This is a genomic window from Streptococcus sp. 1453, assembly GCF_013276955.1.
Lineage (GTDB): Bacteria > Bacillota > Bacilli > Lactobacillales > Streptococcaceae > Streptococcus.
Genome location: NZ_VMLZ01000003.1, coordinates 124,863 through 148,331, shown reverse-complemented (window position 1 = coordinate 148,331; position 23,469 = coordinate 124,863). Strand labels below are relative to the sequence as shown.

Sequence of the window (23,469 nt, the reverse complement as noted above, 5' to 3'; positions counted from 1 at the left end):
AACGTTTCTAGCCCTTCGGAATTTATCCGAAGGGCTATTTTTGTATTTAGGGGGCAAAACTTTTTAAAAAATCTTTTTCATAACTTTATCCAGTACCTTGATTGCTTCATATTTCATGATCTTTGTGACGTGGGTGTAGATGGAAGTAGTGACTTCAGAGTCGGAATGACCAACCCTGCCCGTGATTATTTTTAAAGGAATTTTATTTTCTGCTAAGATGTTAATAGTTGTATGTCTGAAGATGTGAGGGGACAGATGTTTAGGAATTGGCTTTTTAAGGCGTTCGTTTGCTCGCTGGAGAAACTTGCTTAGAATTGAACTATGGATTGGCTTACCAGTGTTTGTAACAAAGATGCGGTCACTTTTATGCCAATTCTTATCGGTTGTTTCGCTTAGACGATTTAATTCAATCATTTTATCAAGTATTTCAATCTCTCTTTTTGTGAGGTGTGTCGTCCTGAAGCTGGCAAAAGTCTTAGTTCCATCATCGTCTGGAATGTATCGGTTGAATGTTGTGTGGATGTCTAATGTCTTGCTATCTTTGTGATATTTGTCTAGCGTAAGAGCAACCAATATCTTCAAACAATTGAGGAGGATAGAATTTTAATTAGTAACTGACTAGTCCTTGTGTTATCTTGCTATATCGTGCAGAAATATTTCTATGTATATGGTTCTAATACCTATATTTTTGACAATAATATAAGAAAATAGTATACTAAATAGACAATCATTGATTGTAGTGATAACGGTTAGGAGAAAATAGTGTTAAAACGTATTTTAAATATAGCATTAGCTTATGTAGGTGTTGTTATTGGTGCTGGATTATCTTCAGGCCAAGATTTAATGCAATACTTTGTTAGTTTTGGTAAATGGGGTATCATTGGAACGATTGTTCTTGGAATCATAAGTATTATTTTTGGTAAAATTATCATTACCTTAGGAAGCTATTTCCGTTCAAATGATCATTTTGAAGTTCTTTCCCAAATTGCCGGGCCTATTACTAATAAGATTCTTGATTTTGCTTTAATTGTTTCCTGCTTTGTAATTGGTTTTGTTATGATTGCTGGGGCTGGTTCAAACCTTAACCAACAATTTGGTTTGCCATTTTGGTTAGGAGGATTGATTTGTGCTATCTTGGTCATTATTGTCAGTTTTCTTAATTTTGAAAAGATTACCAGCGTTCTTGGGATATTTACTCCTTTGGTCTTTGTCATGATTATCATTATGGCAGTCCATACGTTCGTAGGGAAAAGTTTTGATTTTGAAGAATTAGAAGCAATCACAGCTACACTTTCTTCTCCGATGCCCAATGTCTGGGTTTCTTTACTAAATTATTTCGCACTAACTGTTATGACTGGTGTATCCATGGCATTTGTCTTAGGAGGTTCTGTCATGAGAATTGGTGTTGCGGAAAAAAGTGGTCTCTTAGGTGGACTTGTAGTTAGTTTGATTATTACCGTAGCAACTGGTATTTTATACGCCAACATAAAACTTGTTTCAACTGTTGATATTCCTATGTTAACAATTGCGGAGCAAATTCATCCTCTATTTTCTTTGCTGTATGCTCTAATTATATTTGGACTTATTTTTAATACAGCTTTCAGTTTATTTTATGCCTTGGCAAAACGTTTCTCTTCAAACAAACCTAAGCGCTTTTACCCTATTCTAATTGCTACGGTCGCTATAGGATATGGTTTATCTTTTATGGGATTTAAAGAATTAGTCTCCATTATGTATCCTCTTTTAGGTTATGTCGGTTGTCTAATGCTGGTCATTTTAGCAGTGGCATGGATAAAAGAAAGAGGAAACATCAAAGGGGAAAAATCTTTAAGACGAAAGATGATTCGATTGATAACCAAAAAATATGACGATGAACAAGAATATACTATTAGAGATAAAGCGACATTTCACCAACTAGGTGAAGATTCTATTATAGATACTAAAAGTATCAAAAGTGATATCAAGGATTTGGTTAAAGAACAGTTTGTTGATGATGATGCAAAACATGATGGAAGCGTCTTATCTTAAATGATAATAAAGTTGGAGAAAAATCTTAACAAACAGGAAAGCGCATCTTATCAAGTGCTCCAAACACTTGATAAGATGCCTTTTATTGTAATACTAGATACTTCAGATTCTCCTAAAATTAAGTTTTTGCTATGCTTAGCTGTGCCTGCCTCTGAAGTATTTTCATTTTCAGATTAGTAGACAATAAACATTAACTCGTCTATCTGCTAGTAGCTAGTCAGACAAAGACTGACTTATATATGGGGAAAATCTTCTTTCAAGTGAGTTTTATCTTTATCCGGAACTAGAAAATAGCAATAATATCTACGAACTATATTCCATCGTGTGGAGGAGAGAGACTAATTTGGATGATTAAGAATAACCTACTATTAAAAAATAGATCATTTTTTAATATGAGATAAAAACCGATATTAAAAGCAATTTATTTCTATTTTTTAACATTTCATTGTATAATAGCAATATACGCAAATGTCATGTGTCATCAGGTTAATACTCTTAGAAAATCTTTTTAAACCACGTCAGGCTAATATACAGACTCAAAACAGTGTTGTGAGTAGCCTACAGCTAGTTCCCTAGTTTACGCTTTGATTTTCATCGAGAATAACCTTTCTATTTCAATTTTAAGGAGAAAATACAGAGTGAAAAAAATAATGCTAATTATCAATCCAACTTCTGGAGGAGAAAAAGCTTTAGATTACAAAGAGAAGCTGGAGAATAAAGCAAGAGAGTATTTTGATGATGTGGAAACTAAAATTACTCAAAAAGCCAAAGATGCTACAAATTTCGCAGAAGAAGCTGCTAGAGAAAGATATGAATCAATTCTAGTTTTTGGTGGAGATGGTACAGTCAATGAAGTTATTTCAGGGATTGCTGAAAGGGACTATATTCCTAAACTGGGAATTATACCAGGTGGTACTGGTAACCTGATTACAAAACTTTTAGAAATCAATCAAGATATTGACGGAGCTATTGAAGAACTAGATTTCAATTTAACTGATAAGATTGATATCGGAAAAGCAAATGGTCACTATTTTGGATATATCTTTAGTATCGGGTCTCTCCCTGAAGCCATTCATAATGTTGAAATTGAAGATAAAACGAAATTTGGTATCTTGGCCTATGCAGTTAATACCATGAAGTCTGTCATGACAGATCAAGTCTTTAACATTAAAGTCGAAACTGAAAATGGAAATTACCTTGGGGAAGCAAGTCATGTTTTAGTACTTCTAACAAATTATTTTGCAGATAAAAAAATCTTTGAAGAAAACAAGGATGGATATGCAAATATTCTCATTTTGAAAGATGCTTCTATATTCTCTAAATTATCTTTGATTCCGGATTTGTTAAAAGGAGATCTTGTAGAGAATGAAAATATTGAATATATAAAGGCACGTACTATTAAAATTTCTTCTGATATCGAATTAGAGTCGGATGTCGATGGTGATAAATCAGATAATCTACCAGTCGACATCAAGGTACTAGGACAACACATTGAAGTCTACTCTGGACCTAAGGAACAATCATAAAACTCAAAGCCTTGTTACCGAGGCTTTTTTATTATGTGATTTTCAGTAGCCAGATTTATTCTATCTAATACAAGTAAAATTAAGTATTTAAGATCTAGCAGATTTAGCATATGATGAATAAAAGAAAGGATGGCCTAAATATTTTAACAGATTTACGAGGCTAATCATGGTATAATAAAAGGTAATGAAAAATTCCAACGAGGCAGAGATGAAATTACTTTATACTGATATTCGGACTTCTTTGACTGAGGTTCTAACCAGAGAGGCGGATGAGCTAGTTGCTGCTGGTAAGCGGGTTTTCTACATCGCCCCCAACTCTCTTTCTTTTGAAAAGGAACGTGCCGTGCTGGAATGCTTGTCCCAGCAGGCTTCTTTTGCGATTACCGTCACGCGTTTTGCTCAAATGGCTCGTTACCTGATTTTGAATGATTTGCCTGCCAAGACCAGTCTTGATGATATTGGTCTTGGGATGGTCTTTTATAAGTGTCTTGCGGCACTCGATCCCAAGGATTTACGTGTTTATGGTGCGATTAAGCAGGATCCTCAATTTATCCAGCAGTTGATTGAGCTTTACCACGAGATGACCAAAGCTCAGATGAGTTTTTTGGACTTGGAAAACTTGACTGATGAGGATAAGCGAGCGGATTTGCTCTTGATTTTTGAGAAAGTAACGGCTTATCTCAATCAAGGCCAGTTGGCTCAAGGAAGTCAGTTGTCCCATTTGATTGAAGCTATTGAGAATGACAAAGTTAGTAGTGATTTTACTCAAATCGCCTTGGTTATTGATGGCTTTACTCGTTTTTCTGCTGAGGAAGAGCGAATTGTGGACCTACTTCATGGCAAGGGTGTTGAGATTATCATTGGAGCCTATGCTAGTAAGAAATCTTATACCAGTCCTTTTAGCGAGGGGAATCTCTATCAAGCCAGTGTGGAGTTTCTCCATCATCTAGCCTCTAAATACCAAACACCTGCTCAGGATTGTTCTCAAACGCATGAGCAGATGGATAGTTTTGATAAGGCCTCTCGTTTATTGGAATCGTCCTATGACTTTTCAGAATTAACATTGGATGTCGATGAGAAGGACCGTGACAACTTACAAATCTGGTCTTGCTTGACGCAAAAAGAAGAGTTGGAATTGGTAGCCCGTAGTATTCGTCAGAAATTACATGAAAATGCAGACCTGAGTTACAAGCATTTTCGTATTCTCTTGGGGGATGTAGCTTCTTACCAATTATCTCTTAAAACCATTTTTGACCAGTATCAGATTCCTTTCTATCTTGGTAGAAGCGAATCCATGGCTCATCATCCCTTGACACAGTTTGTCGAGTCTATTTTGGCTTTAAAACGCTATCGTTTCCGTCAGGAAGATTTGATAAACCTTCTCAGAACAGGTTTGTATACCGACCTCAGTCAGGCTGATATTGACTCATTTGAGCAATATATCCGTTATCTTGGTATCAATGGCTTGCCAGCCTTTCAGCAAACCTTCACCAAATCCCACCACGGAAAATTTGATTTAGGACGTTTGAATGCTCTTCGTCTGCGTATTTTAACCCCTCTTGAGACTCTTTTTGCCAGCCGAAAACAAAAGTCTGAAAATCTCTTGCAAAAGTGGAATGTCTTTCTAAAAGAAGGAGCAGTAACTAAGCAGTTACAAGATTTAACAGCTACCATGAAAGCCCTAGAGCAGGAAAGACAGGCCGAAGTTTGGAAGGCATTCTGCCATGTTTTAGAACAATTTGCGACCGTTTTTGCTGATTCACAGGTTAGTCTAGAGGACTTCCTAGCCTTGCTCCATTCTGGAATGAGTCTATCTCAATACCGTACTATTCCAGCGACAGTGGGCACCGTTCTGGTGCAGAGTTACGATTTGATTGCGCCCTTAACAGCTGACTTTGTCTATGCCATTGGTCTGACTCAGGATAATTTGCCAAAAATTGCTCAAAACACCAGTCTTTTGACAGACGAAGAAAGACAAAATTTAAACCAAACGACTGAAGAGGGAGCGCAATTGCTGATTGCCAGCAGTGAAAATCTCAAGAAAAATCGCTACACTACGCTTTCCTTGGTCAATTCTGCTCGTAAGCAGTTGGTCTTGTCGGCTCCAAGCCTTTTTAATGAAAGTGAAAGCAAGGAATCAGCTTATCTTCAAGAGCTGGTTCATTTTGGATTTAGGCGGAGAGAGAGGAGGATGAATCACAAGGGGCTGTCTAAGGAGGATATGGGTTCCTATCACAGTCTTTTGTCTAGTCTGGTTGCCTATCACCAGCAGGGCGAGATGAGTGAGACGGAGCAAGATTTGACATTTATTAAGGTTCTGGCGCGTGTCATGGGTAAAAAACTAGACCAGCAAGGTCTGGAAAATCCAGCCCTCCCAACCAGTCCAAGTAGCAAGCAGTTAGCTAAGGACACCTTACAAGCTCTCTATCCATCTGACAAGGAATTTTACCTGTCTACCTCTGGTTTGACGGAGTTTTACCGAAACCAATACAGTTATTTCCTCCGTTATGTTTTAGGCTTGCAGGAAGAATTGCGCCTGCGTCCAGATGCCCGTAGTCACGGGAATTTTTTGCACCGCATTTTTGAACGTGCCTTGCAGTTGCCTGACGAAGATTCTTTTGACCAACGTTTAGAACAAGCTATTCAAGAAACCAGTCAAGAGCGGGAATTTGAGGCTATTTATCAGGAAAGTTTGGAAGCCCAGTTTACCAAGGAAGTTTTGCTTGATGTTGCACGGACAACTGGACATATTCTCCGACACAATCCAGCCATCGAAACCATCAAAGAGGAAGCGAATTTCGGTGGGAAAGAGCAAGCCTTTATTCAATTGGACAATGGACGCAGTGTCTTTGTACGAGGTAAGGTTGACCGGATTGATCGTTTGAAAGCTGATGGAGCGATTGGAGTGGTAGACTACAAGTCGAGTTTAACTCAGTTCCAGTTTCCTCATTTCTTTAATGGGCTTAATTCTCAGTTGCCAACCTATTTAGCTGCCTTAAAAAGAGAAGGGGAGCAGAACTTTTTTGGTGCTATGTACTTGGAAATGGCTGAGCCCGTCCAATCTCTGATGGCCGTTAAAAGTCTGGCAGGTGCAGTAGTAGAAGCTAGCAAGTCAATGAAATACCAAGGACTCTTTTTAGAAAAAGAAAGCAGTCATTTGGGCGAATTTTACAATAAAAACAAGGCCAATCAGCTGACGGATGAGGAATTCCAGCTCCTGCTGGACTACAATGCCCATCTTTACAAGAAAGCAGCTGAGAAGATTTTAGCAGGTCAGTTCGCCATTAACCCTTATACTGAAAATGGCAGAAGTATTGCCCCATACGTCCAGCAACATCAAGCCATCACAGGATTTGAAGCCAATTACCACTTGGGCCAAGCCCGTTTTCTAGAAAAGTTGGACTTAACTGATGGCAAGCGTCTTGTCGGAGAAAAACTCAAGCAAGCTTGGTTTGAAAAAATAAGAGAGGAGTTGAATCGATGAAGCCTATTCCCTTTTTAACTGAGAAGGAAATTCAAAAACTGCAAGAAGCAGAAGCGCATTCGAGCAAGGAACAAAAGAAAACTGCCGAGCAAATTGAAGCCATCTACACTTCTGGTCAAAATATCCTTGTTTCAGCGTCGGCTGGTTCTGGGAAGACCTTTGTCATGGCCGAGCGCATTCTGGATCAATTGGCGCGTGGTGTCGAAATTTCTCAACTCTTTATCTCAACCTTTACCGTTAAGGCTGCCACAGAGCTTAAGGAACGTTTGGAGAAAAAAATCAGCCAACAAATCCAAGAAACGGATGATGTCGAGCTCAAACAACACTTGGGTCGCCAGTTGGCAGACCTACCCAATGCTGCCATCGGAACCATGGACTCTTTCACACAAAAATTCCTTGGTAAACATGGCTATCTGCTTGACATTGCGCCTAATTTCCGTATTTTACAAAACCAAAGCGAGCAACTTCTTCTAAAAAACGAAGTCTTTCATGAGGTATTTGAAGCCCATTACCAAAGCAAACAGAAAGAGAAGTTTAGTCATTTGCTGAAAAACTTTGCTGGACGTGGAAAAGATGAACGGGGGCTACGCCAGCAAGTCTATAAAATTTATGACTTCCTCCAATCCACCAGTAATCCGCAAAAGTGGCTGAGTGAATCTTTCCTCAAAGGCTTTGAAAAAGCTGATTTTAGCAGTGAAAAAGAAAAACTGACCACACAAATCCAGCAAGCCCTTTGGGATTTGAAAAGCTTTTTCCGTTATCATCTGGATAATGATGCCAAGGAATTTGCAAAGGCTGCTTATTTAGAAAATATCCAGTTAGTTCTGGATGAAATTGGCTCCCTAAATCAGGAGTCCGATGGTCAGGCTTATCAGGCAGTACTTGCGCGTGTTGTCGCAATCTCTAAAGAGAAAAATGGTCGAGCTCTGACGAATGCCAGTCGTAAGGCTGATTTGAAGCCACTGGCTGATGCCTACAACGAAGAGAGAAAGATCCAGTTTGCTGAACTGGGACAACTAGCAGACCAGTTAACGATTCTTGACTATCAAGAACGTTATCATGGAGATACATGGGAACTAGCTAAGACTTTCCAAACCTTCATGGGTGATTTTGTAGAAGCTTATCGTCAGCGTAAACGTCAGGAAAATGCCTTTGAATTCGCTGATATTAGCCATTACACCATTGAGATTTTAGAGAATTTCCCGCAAGTTCGTGAGGCTTATCAGGAGCGTTTCCACGAAGTCATGGTCGATGAGTATCAGGATACCAACCACATTCAAGAACGGATGCTGGAATTGCTGTCGAATGGTCACAATCGCTTTATGGTGGGAGATATCAAGCAATCTATCTATCGTTTCCGTCAGGCAGATCCGCAGATTTTCAATGAGAAATTCCAACGCTATGCGCAAAATCCCCAAGAAGGCAAGCTCATTCTCCTCAAGGAAAATTTCCGAAGTAGTTCAGAAGTGCTGTCAGCAACCAATGATGTCTTTGAACGTCTCATGGACCAAGAGGTCGGCGAAATCAACTATGATAACATGCACCAGCTTGTTTTTGCCAATACCAAACTGACTCCTAATCCAGAAAACAAAGCAGAATTGCTCCTCTACGATAAGGACGACTCAAATGAGGAAGAAGAGAGTCAAACAGAAACGAAACTAACAGGCGAAATGCGCTTAGTTATCAAGGAAATCCTTAAACTTCATCAGGAACAAGGTGTTGCCTTTAAAGAAATCGCCCTTCTGACCTCCAGCCGCAGTCGTAATGACCAGATTCTTCTCGCCCTGTCTGAGTACGGGATTCCTGTCAAAACTGACGGAGAGCAAAACAATTACCTCCAATCCCTAGAAGTACAAGTCATGCTGGACACCCTTCGTGTTATTCACAATCCCCTGCAAGACTATGCCTTGGTTGCCCTTATGAAGTCTCCTATGTTTAGCTTTGATGAAGACGAGTTAGCACGTTTGTCCCTTCAGAAAGCAGAGGATAAAGTCCAAGAAAATCTCTATGAAAAACTGGTCAATGCACAAAAAATGGTAACAAGCCAGAAAAACTTGATTCACACCGCTCTAGCTGAGAAACTAAACCAATTCATGGATATATTGGCTTCTTGGCGACTGTATTCCAAAACCCACTCCCTCTATGACTTGATTTGGAAGATTTACAACGACCGTTTTTATTATGATTATGTGGGAGCTTTGCCAAATGGGCCTGCTAGACAGACCAATCTCTATGCCCTAGCACTGCGTGCTGATCAATTTGAAAAGAGCAATTTCAAGGGCTTGTCGCGTTTTATTGGTATGATTGACCAGGTTTTAGAAGCCCAGCACGATTTGGCAAGCGTGGCCGTCGCACCGCCAAAAGATGCAGTAGAGCTCATGACCATCCACAAGAGTAAAGGGCTGGAGTTTCCTTACGTCTTTATTCTCAATATGGATCAAGATTTCAACAAGCAAGACAGCATGTCAGAGGTCATTCTCAGCCGTAAAAATGGACTTGGTGTCAAATATATTGCCAAAATGGGGACAGGAGCAGTGGAAGAACACTATCCTAAAACCATCAAACTCTCCATTCCTAGCCTGACCTATAGACAGAACGAAGAAGAATTACAGCTGGCAAGCTATTCTGAGCAAATGCGTCTGCTGTATGTTGCCATGACGAGGGCTGAGAAAAAGCTCTATCTTGTCGGCAAGGGTTCTCGCGAAAAGTTGGAAGCCAAGGAATATCCAGCAGCTAAAAATGGAAAACTAATTAGCAATACTAGACTGCAAGCACGGAATTTCCAAGATTGGCTTTGGGCTATCAGTAAAGTGTTTACTAAGGACAAACTCAACTTTAGTTATCGTTTTGTTGGAGAAGAACAGTTGACCAGAGAAGCTATCGGAGAGTTAGAAAACAAGAGTCCTCTACAAGATAGCTCCCAAGCAGACAATCGCCAGTCTGAAACCATTAAAGAAGCCCTTGAAATGCTGAAAGAGGTGGAAGTTTATAATAGTATTCACCGCGCAGCCATTGAACTTCCTAGTGTTCAAACCCCAAGTCAAATCAAGAAATTCTACGAACCAGTTATGGATATGGAGGGTGTCGAGATTGCAGGTCAAGGCCAGTCAGTAGACAAGAAAATTAGCTTTGATTTACCAGATTTTTCAACTAAAGAAAAGGTAACAGGAGCTGAGATTGGTAGTGCTACCCACGAACTCATGCAGAGAATGGACCTCAGTCAGCGACCAACGCTTGCTAGTCTGACAGAAACTCTCAAACAAGTTCAAACCAGCCCAGCTGTCAGAGACAAGATCAATCTTGCTAAAATTCTTGCATTCTTTGACACAGCGCTCGGTCAGGAAATTCTCGCTAATACCAACCATCTCTACCGCGAGCAACCTTTCTCCATGCTCAAACGAGATCAAAAGAGTAACGAAAACTTTGTTGTCCGTGGTATCCTTGATGGCTATCTGCTTTACGAGGACAGAATCGTTCTGTTCGACTATAAGACAGACCGCTATGATGAACCAAGTCAACTCGTAGACCGTTATCGTGGTCAGTTAGCGCTATACGGAGAAGCTCTATCTCGAGCCTATTCGATTGAAAATATTGAAAAATATTTGATTTTACTCGGTAAAGACGAGGTTCAAGTTGTAAAAGTATAATCTAGAAAGGAGACCTCATGACACTTCCAGTTAGAAAATCCCTACATGATGCGGTTTTACAGGCTTCAAAAGCGGATACTTGGGAACAAGCTACCAAGGAATGGAATGAAGTTTCCTTGATTTTTAACGGTATCGGCCGTAGCAATTGTGTCTGTGGAAATGCCATCAAGTACGCCTACGAACTCTTTAACGGTGTCACAGGTCAACGCCTCTTTCCAATTGGTAGCGACTGTGTTCGTCATTTTCATCGATTGTCCCTTGACCAGCAACTGGAAGAGGAAGAAAAACTGCTCAGAAAGGTTGAAAATCTGACAAGAAAAGCCCATAAAAAAGAGAAAATCAAGGTCAATAAAAGTGACTTTGACGAGCGACTTCTAAAGTGGCTCTGGGAAAAAGGTGTTTTTAAACCCAATCGTGGCAATCAGTTCTCCCCTGATAGAGACTACCAGCTCTTCCTAGAAGTCTTTCAAGGAGGAAGTTGGACCAAGGCGGAGCCAAAGAAAAAGGCTCGGATGGAAGAAGTGCTTGAAAAGTGTATCAAACCCTTTTTACTTGGAAAACCAGATGAGCAACTCTATCTTGTCAAGTTAGGCAAGGAGAAAATTGATTACGAACAAGAACTCCGTATCCAGGCAGAGAAAGAGCGCAAGAAAAGAGATAAAATCGCCAAGCAATATGCAGATAATCTGGTTCTAGCTATGGGCCCAGCAGAGCGGGCTTATCAAGATTACTTTGGTTTTACAGAGACACTGACTCAAGAAGAACGAAAGTGGGAGAAAATTCTTTTTGGTAAAAATCGGACAGAACGGGCTATCAAGGCCAAGCAATATCAAAAAGAGCTGGAAAAAGACCAACGAATTGCCAGTCAGGATCCAATTGAAAGAAAGCAGAAGCAGACCTGGCTCCTCAATTCCTATTTTCGTGAGCTCCCTGAAGAAAAAGCACGATTTTCTCGGCTCTTATTAGAATATCGAAAGAGTGGAGAAGTGCCATTTTCAACCGAATATCTGTCAGATCATCTGCTCGACTTTTTCTATACAATGAAAGCCTTTGAGTTTGAAATCGCACCAGAACAAGTTCGAGATTTTCTAAAAGAAAGCCTTCAGGCAGAGCATCTATCCTCAGCACAAGAAAGCTGGATAGAAGGAATTCTCCTCAACTGCATCAAACCATTTTTAGAACGATTAGTGATATGAGTAACACCTACCGTGGAAATTTCATGGTAGGTGTTATTGTATCCCCAAAATAATATAAAACAAAGTATGAAAGCGCATCTCATTTTTAAGACTTTTCGGTAAATAAAGAGTATAATTAAGGTATACTGCCTTTTTTATAGATAATAAAGGTCTTTGTAACATTTATAAATTGTATTTCAAGGAGGAATCATGGGAAAGTATTTTGGTGAAAAACAAGAACGTTTTTCATTTAGAAAATTATCAGTAGGACTTGTATCTGCAACGATTTCAAGTTTATTTTTTATGTCTGTATTAGCTAGTTCATCTGTGAATGCTCAAGAAACTTCAGGAATTCACTATAAATATGTGACAGAGTCAGAGCTATCATCAGATGAGAAGAAGCAGCTTGTCTATGATATTCCGACATACATGGAGAATGATGATGAGACTTATTATCTTGTTTATAAGTTAAATTCTCAAAATCAACTGGCGGAATTGCCAAATACTGGAAGCAAGAATGAGGTGCAAGCCTTAGTTGCTGGTGCTAGCTTAGCGGCTCTGGGGATTTTAATTTTTGCTGTTTCCAAGAAAAAAGTTAAGAATAAAACGGTATTACATTTAGTATTGGTTGCAGGAATAGGAAACGGTGTTCTTGTATCGGCTCATGCTTTAGAAAATCATCTTTTGCTAAATTACAATACGGACTATGAATTGACCTCTGGAGAAAAATTACCTCTTCCTAAAGAGATTTCAGGTTACACTTATATTGGATATATCAAAGAGGGGAAAACTACTTCTGATTCTGAAGTAAGTAATCAAAAGAGTTCAGTTGCCACTCCTACAAAACAACAAAAGGTGGATTATAATGTTACACCGAATTTTGTAGAGAATCCATCAACAGTACAAGCTATTCAGGAACAAACACCTGTTTCTTCAACTAAGCCGACAGAAGTTCAAGTAGTGGAAAAAACTCTCTCTACAGAATTAACCGATCCAACAAAAGAAGAGAAACAATCTTCAAATTCTCAATCACAATTAGCAGAACATAAGAATCTAGAGACGAAGAAAGAGGAGAAGAATTCTCCAAAGGAAAAGACTGGGGTAAATACATTAAATCCACAGGATGAAGTTTTATCAGGTCAGTTGAACAAACCGGAACTCTTATATCGTGAGGAAACTATAGAAACAAAAATAGATTTTCAAGAAGAAATTCAAGAAAATCCTGATTTAGCAGAAGGAACTGTAAGAGTCAAACAAGAAGGTAAATTAGGTAAGAAAGTTGAAGTCGTCAGAATATTCTCTGTAAACAAGGAAGAAGTTTCGCGAGAAATTGTTTCAACTTCAACGACTGCGCCTGTTTCAAGAATAGTCGAAAAAGGTACTAAAAAAACTCAAGTTATAACGGAACAACCTGAGACTGGTGTAGAACATAAGGACGTACAGTCTGGAGCTATTGTTGAACCCGCAATTCAGCCTGAACTACCAGCAGCTGTAGTAACCGACAAAGGTGAACCTGCAATCCAACCAGCGTTACCGGAAGCTATTATAACTGAAAAAGGCGAACCGGAAGTTCAACCAGCGTTACCCGAAGTTGTAGTAAGCGATAAAGGCGAACCAGCAGTCCAACCAGAGCTACCGGAAGCGGTTGTGACTGACGAAGATGAGACTGAGGTTCAACCAGAGTCGCCAGATACTGTGGTAAGTGATAAAGGAGAACCTGAACAGGTAGCACCGCTTCCAGAATATACAGGAGTGCAGGCTGGAGCTGTAGTTGAACCAGAACAAGTGGCTCCACTACCAGAATACACAGGTCCACAGGCTGGAGCGATAGTCGAGCCAGAGAAAGTAGAAGCACCGAAGGAATACACAGGAGTGCAGGCTGGAGCGATAGTCGAACCAGAAAAAGTAGAACCATCAAAAGAATATACAGGTGTACAAGCTGGAGCTATTGTTGAACCGGAGCAGGTAGCCCCCCTACCAGAATATACAGGCGTACAAGCTGGTGCATTAGTAGAACCAGAAAAGGTAGATCCACTTCCTGAATACAAGGGGAATATTGAGCAACTAAAACCTGAAACTCCGGTTGAGAAACCAAAAGAAACTGATCCAGAGAAAACACTTGAATTAAGAAATGTTTCTGATGTTGAATTGTATAGCCATCAAACAAACGGAACTTATAAACAGCATGTATCTTTGAATCAGATCCCAAGTAATCCAGATACTTACTTTGTAAAGGTAAAATCTTCTACGTTTAAAGATGTTTATCTCCCGGTAAAATCTATATATGAAGAGTTGAAAGATGGGCGTACATTTTATAAAATTACAGCTGGAGTTGATAAACTCCAGCAAGAGATAGACCATAAATATGTTGACAATTTCAGTTTCTATTTAGCTAAGAAGACTACAGAGGAAACGACAAACTTTACTTCCTTTGGTAATCTAGTTCATGCCATCAACCAAAATCTTGGTGGAACATATTATCTATCAGCCAGCTTGAATGCTAACGAAGTGGAACTGGATCCTGATGCGAAGTCTTATATTACAGGCACCTTTACTGGTAGGTTGATTGGGGAAAAAGATGGCAAAAATTATGCTATCTATAATTTGAAAAAACCTTTATTTAACAATTTAAGTAATGCTACAGTAGAAAAATTAAGTCTGAAAAATGTTGCTATTTCAGGAAAGAATGATATTGGTTCATTGGCAAATGAAGCTACAAATGGTACAAAGATTAATCAAGTTCATGTTAATGGTATATTAGCAGGGGAACGTGGTATTGGTGGCTTGCTTGCCAAGGCTGAACAATCAAGTATCTCTGATAGCAGTTTCAAGGGAAGGATTATTAATACCTATGAAACAACTACTCCATATAATATCGGTGGTTTGGTTGGACATTTGACAGGAAAAAACGCGTCCATTGCTAAATCTAAAGCTACAATAGCTATTTCATCAAATGCAAATCAATCGGATCAGACTGTCGGTGGCCTTGTGGGACTTGTGGACAATAATGCACATATCCGTAATAGCTATGCTGAGGGAGATATCAATAATGTCAAACAGTTTGGAGAAGTCGCTGGGGTAGCAGGTTACTTGTGGGATAGACGCTCAAATGATGAAAAACATGCTGGTGAATTGACCGATGTTCTCAGCGATGTCAATGTAACCAACGGGAATGCCATCACTGCTTACCACTATAACAATATGAAGGTGACAGCTACATTTAGCAATAAAGCTAATAGAGTTATCAAAGTTGCCTTGGAGAATGATGAAGTTGTCAGCAAGGAATCTTTTGAAGAAAGAGGAATGATGTTAGATGCTTCTCAAGTGGCAAGCAAGAAAGCAGAAATCAATCCTCTAACCCCACCAACAGTGGAGCCTCTTTCAACAAGTGGCAATAAAGAAAGTGATTTTTCTAAGGTGGCAAATTATCAAGATAAACGCGCCTTGGCTTATAAGAATATTGAAAAATTATTACCTTTCTATAATAAGGAAACCATCGTAAAATATGGAAATCTAGTAAATGAGAACAGTTTGTTATTTAAAAAAGAACTTTTATCTGCTGTCATGATGAAGGATGACCAAGTAATCACAGATATTATTTCATATAAATATAATGCAAACAAACTCTTGCTTCACTATAATGATTATTCATCTGAGAAATTTGATATCAAGTATCAGGATGATTTTGCCAATCTAGCAGAATATAATCTAGCAGATACGGGCCTTCTCTACACTCCAAACCAATTCTTGTATAACCAAACCTCTATCATCAATCAAGTTTTACCTGAATTACAGCAAGTTGCCTACAATTCAGAAGCTATCAGAAAGACACTTGGTATTTCTTCGAAAGTTAAGTTAACCGAGCTATATCTAGAAGACCAGTTTGCTAAAACGAAGGATCATCTAGAAGAAAGTCTAAAAAAACTATTGTCTGCGGATGCTGCTCTAGCGGGAGACAATCAAGTAATGATAGGTTATATTGTAGATAAAATCAAGCGTAACAAGGAAGCCTTGCTACTTAGTATGAGCTACCTAGAACGCTGGTATAACTTTAGTTATGATAAAGTGGGTGCAAAAGACCTTGTAATGTACCATCTAGATTTCTTTGGCAAAGGAAATTCTTCTCCGTTAGATACCTTGATTGAGTTAGGTAAATCAGGATTTAATAATCTTCTTGCCAAGAACAACGTTGATACTTATGCTATTAGTTTAGCTAGCCATCATGGAACGAAAGATTTGTTTAGCACGCTTAAAAATTATCGAAAAGTCTTTCTACCAAACACGACTAATAATGACTGGTTTAAATCACAGACAAAAGCCTTAATCGTTGAAGAAAAATCTAATATTCCAGAAGTGAAGGCTAATCAGGAAAAAGCTGGCAGCAAGTACTCTATCGGTGTCTATGATCGAATCACTAGCGACAGTTGGAAATACCGTAACATGGTACTGCCTCTACTAACCTTGCCAGAAAGATCAGTATTTGTCATTTCAACTATCTCTAGTCTAGGTTTTGGTGCTTATGATCGCTATCGTAATAAAGAACATCAAGCAAGTGGTGATCTGAATAGTTTTGTTGAAAAGAGTGCTCACGAAACAGCAGAGCGTCAACGAGATCACTATGATTATTGGTATCGTATTCTAGATAAGGAAGGGCGTGAGAAGCTTTACCGAAATATCTTGCTTTATGATGCCTATAAATTTGGAACTGATAATACTGAAGGAAAGGCTACAGAAGTAGCAGATTTTGATAATCCAAATCCTGCAATGAAACATTTCTTTGGACCTGTTGGAAATAAGGTTGGACATAATGGACACGGTGCTTATGCTACAGGGGATGCCGTTTATTATATGGGTTATCGTATGTTGGATAAGGATGGAGCTATCACTTATACACATGAAATGACGCATGACTCAGATCAGGACATCTATCTTGGTGGCTATGGTCGAAGAAGTGGCTTGGGACCAGAGTTCTTTGCCAAAGGCTTATTACAAGCACCAGACCATCCAGATGATGCGACAATCACCATCAACTCGATCTTGAAACATTTAAAATCGGATAGTAAAGAAGGAGAACGATTACAAATACTTGATCCAACTACAAGATTTAAAGACGCGACAGATCTTCAAAAATATGTACACAACATGTTTGATGTTGTTTATATGTTGGAATATCTTGAAGGAAATTCAATTCTTAAATTGGATACGAATCAAAAACAACAACTTCTTAGAAAAGTTACAAATGAGTATCATCCAGATCCAGATGGAAATAGTGTCTATGCAACAAATGTAGTTAAAGATTTGGCATATGCAGAAGCTGAAAAATTACATTCATTTAATGATTTGATTGAGAATAATATTATTTCGTCTAGGGAATATGCGTCAGGCAAATACGAAAGAAATGGCTACTTCACTATTAAATTATTTGCGCCGATTTATGCAGCATTAAGTAGTGATATAGGAACACCTGGCGACTTGATGGGACGTCGTATGGCCTATGAACTATTGGCTGCAAAAGGCTTTAAAGATGGTATGGTGCCATATATTTCAAATCAATTTGAACCCGATGCTAGGGCAAATAATAAAACGATTACCTCATATGGTAAGACCAAAGGATTAGTAACAGATACATTAGTACTTCAGAAATTATTTAATGGTCAATACCACACTTGGAGTGATTTTAAAAAGGCTATGTATGCAGAGCGTCAAACTAAGTTCAATAAATTGAACAAAGTTACCTTTAAGGATACAAGTAAATCGTGGACAAGCTTTGCAACAAAAACCACAAGTAGTATAGATGAGTTGCAGAAACTAATGAATGAAGCTGTCCGTAAAGATGCAGAAGGTACTCATTGGGATAACTATAATCCAGAGACTGATAGTGCGGTTCATAAGTTGAAGAGAGCAATCTTTAAAGCTTATCTTGACCAAACTGATGATTTTAGAAGTTCAATTTTTGAAAATAAAAAATAGTGTTTACTATTAGGAAATAAAATTAAAGAAGGTGATTACGCTTGTCATTATTTAAAAAAGAACGATTTTCAATCCGAAAAATCTGTGGGATTGTTGGTTCTGTTTTACTCGGAAGTATCTTGGTTGCACCGTCAATCATTCATGCTTCTACCTATCATTACATTGAAAAAAGCTCTCTTACACAAGAAGAACAAACAAAGATTCAGGCAGGAATTCCTACTGATAATGAGAAAATTTATGCTCTTATTTATCAGCAGGAAACTCTTCCTGCAACAGGTTCATCGACTTCTGTACTTACAACTTTAGGACTATTAGCTGTTGGTAGTTTCGTTCTTTTGGTTCATAAAAAGAAAAAAGTTGCTAGTCTGTTCTTAGTTACTACGATTGGACTGATCAGTCTTTCTAGCATGCAAGCACTCGATATAAGCAATCCTTTGAAAGTTCCAAGTAATGAAGGAGTAGTTCAAATTGCTGGATATCGTTATATTGGATACTTACCCCTTGATGATGCAATTTCAGAAATTCAACATAAGGATGAGGGGACAAAGGATATTCTAGCGCCAGATAAAACGATGATTCGTTCTATTCAAAGCGAAATAAACACATCATTTACTCAGTCAGAAAAGTCTGAAATTCAGGAAAGTGTCCCTAATGAAGCGCCTAAGTCTGAGAAGCTAGAATATACAGCCCAAATTAGTGGTAATCTAGTTGAGCCTGAAGTTCATGAAAAATCAGAATATACAGCACCAGTAGGCACAGTCACAAACGAAGCTCCTAAAGTAGAGAAAACTGAGTACACAGCTCCTGTAGGTACAGTTCCAGATGAAGCGCCTAAAACTGAGAAACCAGAATATACTGAACCTGTAGGTGCAACAGGAGTGGATGAAAAAGGAAACTTACTTGAGCCACCTGTTAGCGAAAAGCCAGAATACACTGAGCCAGTAGGTACAACAGGAGTGGATGAAAAAGGAAACTTGATTGAACCACCTGTTAGCGAAAAGCCAGAATATACTGAGCCAGTAGGTACAACAGGAGTGGATGAAAAAGGAAACTTGATTGAACCACCTGTTAGCGAAAAGCCAGAATATACTGAGCCAGTAGGTGCAACAGGAGTAGATGAAAAAGGAAACTTGATTGAGCCACCTGTTAACGACATTCCAGAGTATACTGAACCAATATCTACAGTTTCGGAAGTTGCATCAGAAAGAGAAGAGTTGCCTTCTTTACATACCGATATTCGGACAGAGACTATTCCTAAAACCACTATAGAAGAATCTGATCCTACCAAATTTATAGACGATGATTCTATTAAACAAGTTGGTGAGGATGGCGAACGTCAAATTGTTACTAGCTATGAAGAGTTACATGGCAAAAAAATTAGTGACCCAGTTGAAACAGTAACAATTTTAAAAGAAATGAAGCCTGAGATTCTTGTAAAAGGTACAAAAGAAAAGCCTAAAGAAAAAACGGCTCCTGTTTTGACTTTGGAGCGAACAGATACAAATGTATTAGACCGCTCCGCAAATCTTTCTTATCATTTGGTTAATACAGATGGAGTCAAGATCAATAAAATTACTGCGACAATTAAAGGTGGAAATGAAATTGTCAAAACAGTAGATTTAACTTCAGAGCAGTTAGATAAGCAGGTAGAAGATTTAAAATTCTACAAGGACTATAAGATAGAAACCACTATGACCTATGACCGTGGTAAGGGAGAAGAGACTGCAACATTAGAAGAGAAACCACTTCGCTTGGATTTGAAAAAAGTTGAGTTGAAAGATATTGCAAACACCAGTCTCGTACAAGTAAACGAAAGCGGTGTCGAAAGCGATAGTAATCATTTAACTTCTCTTCCAAGTGATGTTAACAACTATTACTTAAAAGTAACCTCAAGAGAAAACAAAGTGACTCGTTTAGCAATTGATAAGATTGAAGAGGTCATTGAAGAAGGTAAGCAGCTTTACAAGGTAACGGCAAAAGCACCTGACTTAGTTCAACGTGATAAAGACGGTAAGTTAAGAGACATTTACACTTATTATCTTGAAAAACCGAGGGCTACCGAGGATAAGGTTTATTACAACTTCCATGATTTAGCAAAAGATATGCAAGCAAATCCTACCGGTGAGTTTAAACTTGGTGCAGATTTGAATGCAGTTAACGTTAAGCCAGCAGGTAAAGCTTATGTTATGGCTAAGTTTAGAGGTACTTTATCAAGTGTAGAGAACCATCAGTACACGATTCATAACTTAGAAAGACCTTTGTTTAATGAGGCTGAAGGTGCTACACTCAAAAACTTTAACTTAGGTAATGTAAATATCAATATGCCTTGGGCTGATAAAGTTGCACCTATTGGTAATATGTTTAAGAAATCTACCCTTGAGAATATCAAAGTAGTAGGTTCAGTAACAGGAAATAACGATGTAACCGGTGCTGTTAATAAGTTAGACGAAGCTAATATGCGCAATTTAGCTTTTATTGGTAAGATTAACAGTCTTGGAGATAAAGGCTGGTGGTCTGGTGGGCTTGTCAGCGAAAGTTGGCGAAGTAACATGGATAGTGTTTATTTTGACGGTGATATTATAGGTAACAATTCTAAGTTTGGTGGTTTAGTCGCTAAAGTCAACCACGGAAGTAATCAATTTGATGTTCGTCAACATGGTCGCTTAACTAATTCTTTTGTTAAAGGTACTATGAAACTTCAACAACACGGTGGTAGTGGTGGATTGATTCATGATAACTATAACTGGGGTGTTGTTGAAAATAATATCAGTATGATGAAAGTCACAAATGGGGAAATAATGTATGGTTCTCGTGAAGTGGATACAGGTGATTCTTACTTTGGATTTGAGAACTTCAAAAATAACTACTATGTGGACGGTGTTGCCTCAGGATTATCTTCATATAACAAATCAAAACAAATTAAAAGTATTTCTGAAGCAGAGGCCTTAGAGAAATTTGCTAAATTAGGTATCACAGCTCAGGATTATGTTATCTCTACCCCAATCGTAAACAAGTTAAATCGTATCGTTGATAGAGATTCCGAATATAAAGCGATTCAGGACTACCAAGAAACAAGAAACCTAGCTTATCGAAACTTGGAAAAACTGCAACCATTTTATAACAAAGAGTGGATTGTAAATCAAGGGAATAAGTTAACAGATGATTCCAATCTTGTTAAGAAAACTGTTCTGTCTGTAACAGGTATGAAAGCAGGGCGATTTGTCACTGATTTATCGGATATTGATAAGATTATGGTTCACTATGCTGATGGTACAAAAGAAGAGTTAGCTGTAACTGCTAAAACTGACTCTAAAGTAGCTCAAGTAAAAGAGTATGATGTAGTAGGTCAAAACATTGTTTATACTCCAAATATGGTTATGAAGAATCGTAACCAGTTAGCAAGCGGTATTAAAGAGAAGTTAGCTAGTGTTACCTTACTTTCAGATGAAGTTCGTGCTTTGATGGATAAACGTGAGAAGCCTTGGCAAAATACTCCTGAGAAGAAGACGGAGTATATTAAAGGCTTATACTTAGAAGAAAGTTTCGCAGAAGTAAAAGGAAACTTAGAAAAACTTGTTACTCAGATTTTAGAAAATGAAGATCATCAGTTAAATGGGGGGGAAGCAGTCGAGCGTGCTTTACTGAAGAAAGTTGAAGACAACAAAGCTAAAATCATGATGGGGCTGGCCTACTTAAATCAATATTATGGTTTTAAATACGGTGAGTTATCAATTAAAGATATTATGATGTTTAAACCTGATTTTTATGGTAAGAATGTTAATGTCTTAGATTTCTTAATCAAAATTGGTTCAAGTGAAAGAAATGTTAAAGGTGATAGAACTTTAGAAGCTTATCGTGAAACTATAGGTGGAACAATCGGAATAAATGAATTAAATGGATTCTTACATTACAATATGAAGCTATTCACTAACCATACAGATATAAATGACTGGTTTAAGAAAGCTATTGAAAAGAACGCGTATGTAGTTGAACAACCATCAACGAACCCTGCATTTGCCAACAAAAAATATCGTCTATACGAAGGAATTAATAATGGGCAGCATGGGCGCCTGATTTTACCTCTTCTTAACTTGAAAAATGCACATTTATTTATGATTTCAACGTATAATACTATCTCATTTAGTTCGTTTGAAAAATACAACAAAAATACTGAAGAAGAACGTGAAGCCTTTAAAAAAGAGATTAATCTACGTGCCAAAGAGCAAGTTAATTACTTAGATTTTTGGTCACGTCTTGCTACTGATAATGTCCGCGATAAACTTCTTAAGAGTCAAAATGTAGTTCCAACTCCTGTATGGGATAATCATAACGCTCCAGGTGGCTGGCCTGATAGATTTGGCCATCGAAAAGATAAACCGGATTATGCACCTATTCGTGAATTCTTTGGGCGTATTGATAAGTATCATGCTTATAAACCTGGATATGGAGCCTATGCTTACATCTTTGCTGATCCACAGCCTATGGATGCTGTATATTTTGTTATGTCGGATTTAATAAGTGAATACGGCACATCTGCCTTTACACATGAAACTACCCACGTAAATGACCGAATGGCATATCTAGGAGGTCATAGACATCGACAAGGTACAGACCTTGAAGCATTTGCTCAGGGTATGTTACAAACTCCAGCAGAACACGGACATCAAGGTGAATACGGCGCACTTGGATTAAATATGGCATTTGAACGTCAAAATGATGGTAACCAATGGTACAATTATAATCCTGATAAGTTACAAACTCGTGAAGACATCGATCGATATATGAAAAACTATAATGAAGCACTGATGATGCTAGATCATGTAGAAGCTGATGCAGTCATTGAGAAACTTAATAGTAATAATAACAAGTGGTTCAAGAAAATTGACCGTGAAATACGTCAACCAATGGATAGAAATAAACTAAGTGGTCCTCACCAATGGGACAAAGTGCGTGACTTAAATCAAGAAGAGAGTTCTAAGAAATTATCAAGTATTAACGATTTGATTGATAATAATTTCATGACCAAACACGGAAATCCAGGCAATAAGGTCTTCCACCCAGAAGATTTTGGTACGGCTTATGTCAATGTCAATATGATGGCAGGAATTTATGGTGGTAATACAAGTAAAGGTGCCCCAGGTTCATTATCATTCAAGCATAATGCCTTCCGTATGTGGGGTTACTTTGGCTATGAAAAAGGATTTATCGGATATGTATCTAGTAAATACCAAGGTGAAGCTAATAGAGAGAACAACAAGCTATTAGGTGATGATTTCATTATTAAGAAGGTATCTAAAGGTGTATTTAATACTCTTGAAGAGTGGAAGAAACAATACTTCAAAGATGTTAAGTCAAAAGCAGAAAAAGGATTTGAAACTATTGAAATTGATGGTCGTCAAATTACAAATTATGCTCAGTTGAAAACTTTATTTGATGAAGCTGTTCAAAAAGATCTTGATGGTATGTCAGATCCGAAAATTAAAGATCATTTCAAAAATACAGTGGACTTGAAATCTAAGGTCTTCAAAGCCCTTCTTAAAAACACAGACGGTTTCTTTAACCAACTGTTTAAAGAAGACATTTAAATGTTTAAAATATAAAGAGGGCAGTTTTTTGCTCCCTCTGAAAAGTCATCATTT

The 23,469-nt window shown here is 38.2% G+C and carries 8 protein-coding genes; 7 read left to right on the top strand and 1 reads right to left on the bottom strand.

Annotated features, from left to right (window positions below; genetic code table 11):
- Positions 1–63: 63 nt before the first annotated feature.
- Complete coding sequence (locus HW098_RS02600) at positions 64–414, bottom strand: tyrosine-type recombinase/integrase (RefSeq protein WP_345789767.1); 351 nt, start codon at positions 412–414, stop codon at positions 64–66.
- A 348-nt stretch (positions 415–762) separates the two neighbouring features.
- Between HW098_RS02600 and HW098_RS02595 the strand changes: the two genes are divergently transcribed.
- The 7 genes from HW098_RS02595 (at position 763) to HW098_RS02565 (ending at position 23,415) form a co-directional block, all read left to right on the top strand.
- A complete protein-coding gene (locus HW098_RS02595; RefSeq protein ID WP_050242696.1) occupies positions 763–2,028 on the top strand; it encodes a hypothetical protein in 1,266 nt (421 codons plus the stop codon).
- A 638-nt stretch (positions 2,029–2,666) separates the two neighbouring features.
- The gene (locus HW098_RS02590; protein WP_175880736.1) at positions 2,667–3,554 is read left to right on the top strand and encodes a diacylglycerol kinase family protein; all 888 of its coding nucleotides are present in this window, start codon (positions 2,667–2,669) and stop codon (positions 3,552–3,554) included.
- 208 nt (positions 3,555–3,762) lie between these two features.
- Positions 3,763–7,038 carry an ATP-dependent nuclease subunit B gene (gene rexB / locus HW098_RS02585; RefSeq protein WP_176139197.1) on the top strand — a complete coding sequence of 1,092 codons (3,276 nt, stop codon included), beginning with the start codon at positions 3,763–3,765 and terminating at the stop codon, positions 7,036–7,038.
- Positions 7,035–10,685, top strand: coding sequence for a helicase-exonuclease AddAB subunit AddA (addA, locus tag HW098_RS02580; protein ID WP_175880738.1), 3,651 nt, complete (start codon positions 7,035–7,037; stop codon positions 10,683–10,685). Before rexB ends, addA begins: the two co-directional genes overlap by 4 nt.
- 17 nt (positions 10,686–10,702) lie before the next feature.
- Positions 10,703–11,881 (top strand): hypothetical protein, encoded by a 1,179-nt coding sequence (locus tag HW098_RS02575; RefSeq protein ID WP_176139196.1) that lies wholly within the window; start codon positions 10,703–10,705, stop codon positions 11,879–11,881.
- A 189-nt stretch (positions 11,882–12,070) separates the two neighbouring features.
- Positions 12,071–17,830, top strand: a complete 5,760-nt coding sequence (locus HW098_RS02570) for a ZmpA/ZmpB/ZmpC family metallo-endopeptidase (protein ID WP_176139195.1) — start codon at positions 12,071–12,073, stop codon at positions 17,828–17,830.
- A gap of 41 nt (positions 17,831–17,871) precedes the next feature.
- Positions 17,872–23,415: an SIALI-17 repeat-containing surface protein gene (locus HW098_RS02565; RefSeq protein ID WP_176139194.1), complete on the top strand. Its 5,544-nt coding sequence runs from the start codon at positions 17,872–17,874 to the stop codon at positions 23,413–23,415.
- Positions 23,416–23,469: the final 54 nt, after the last annotated feature.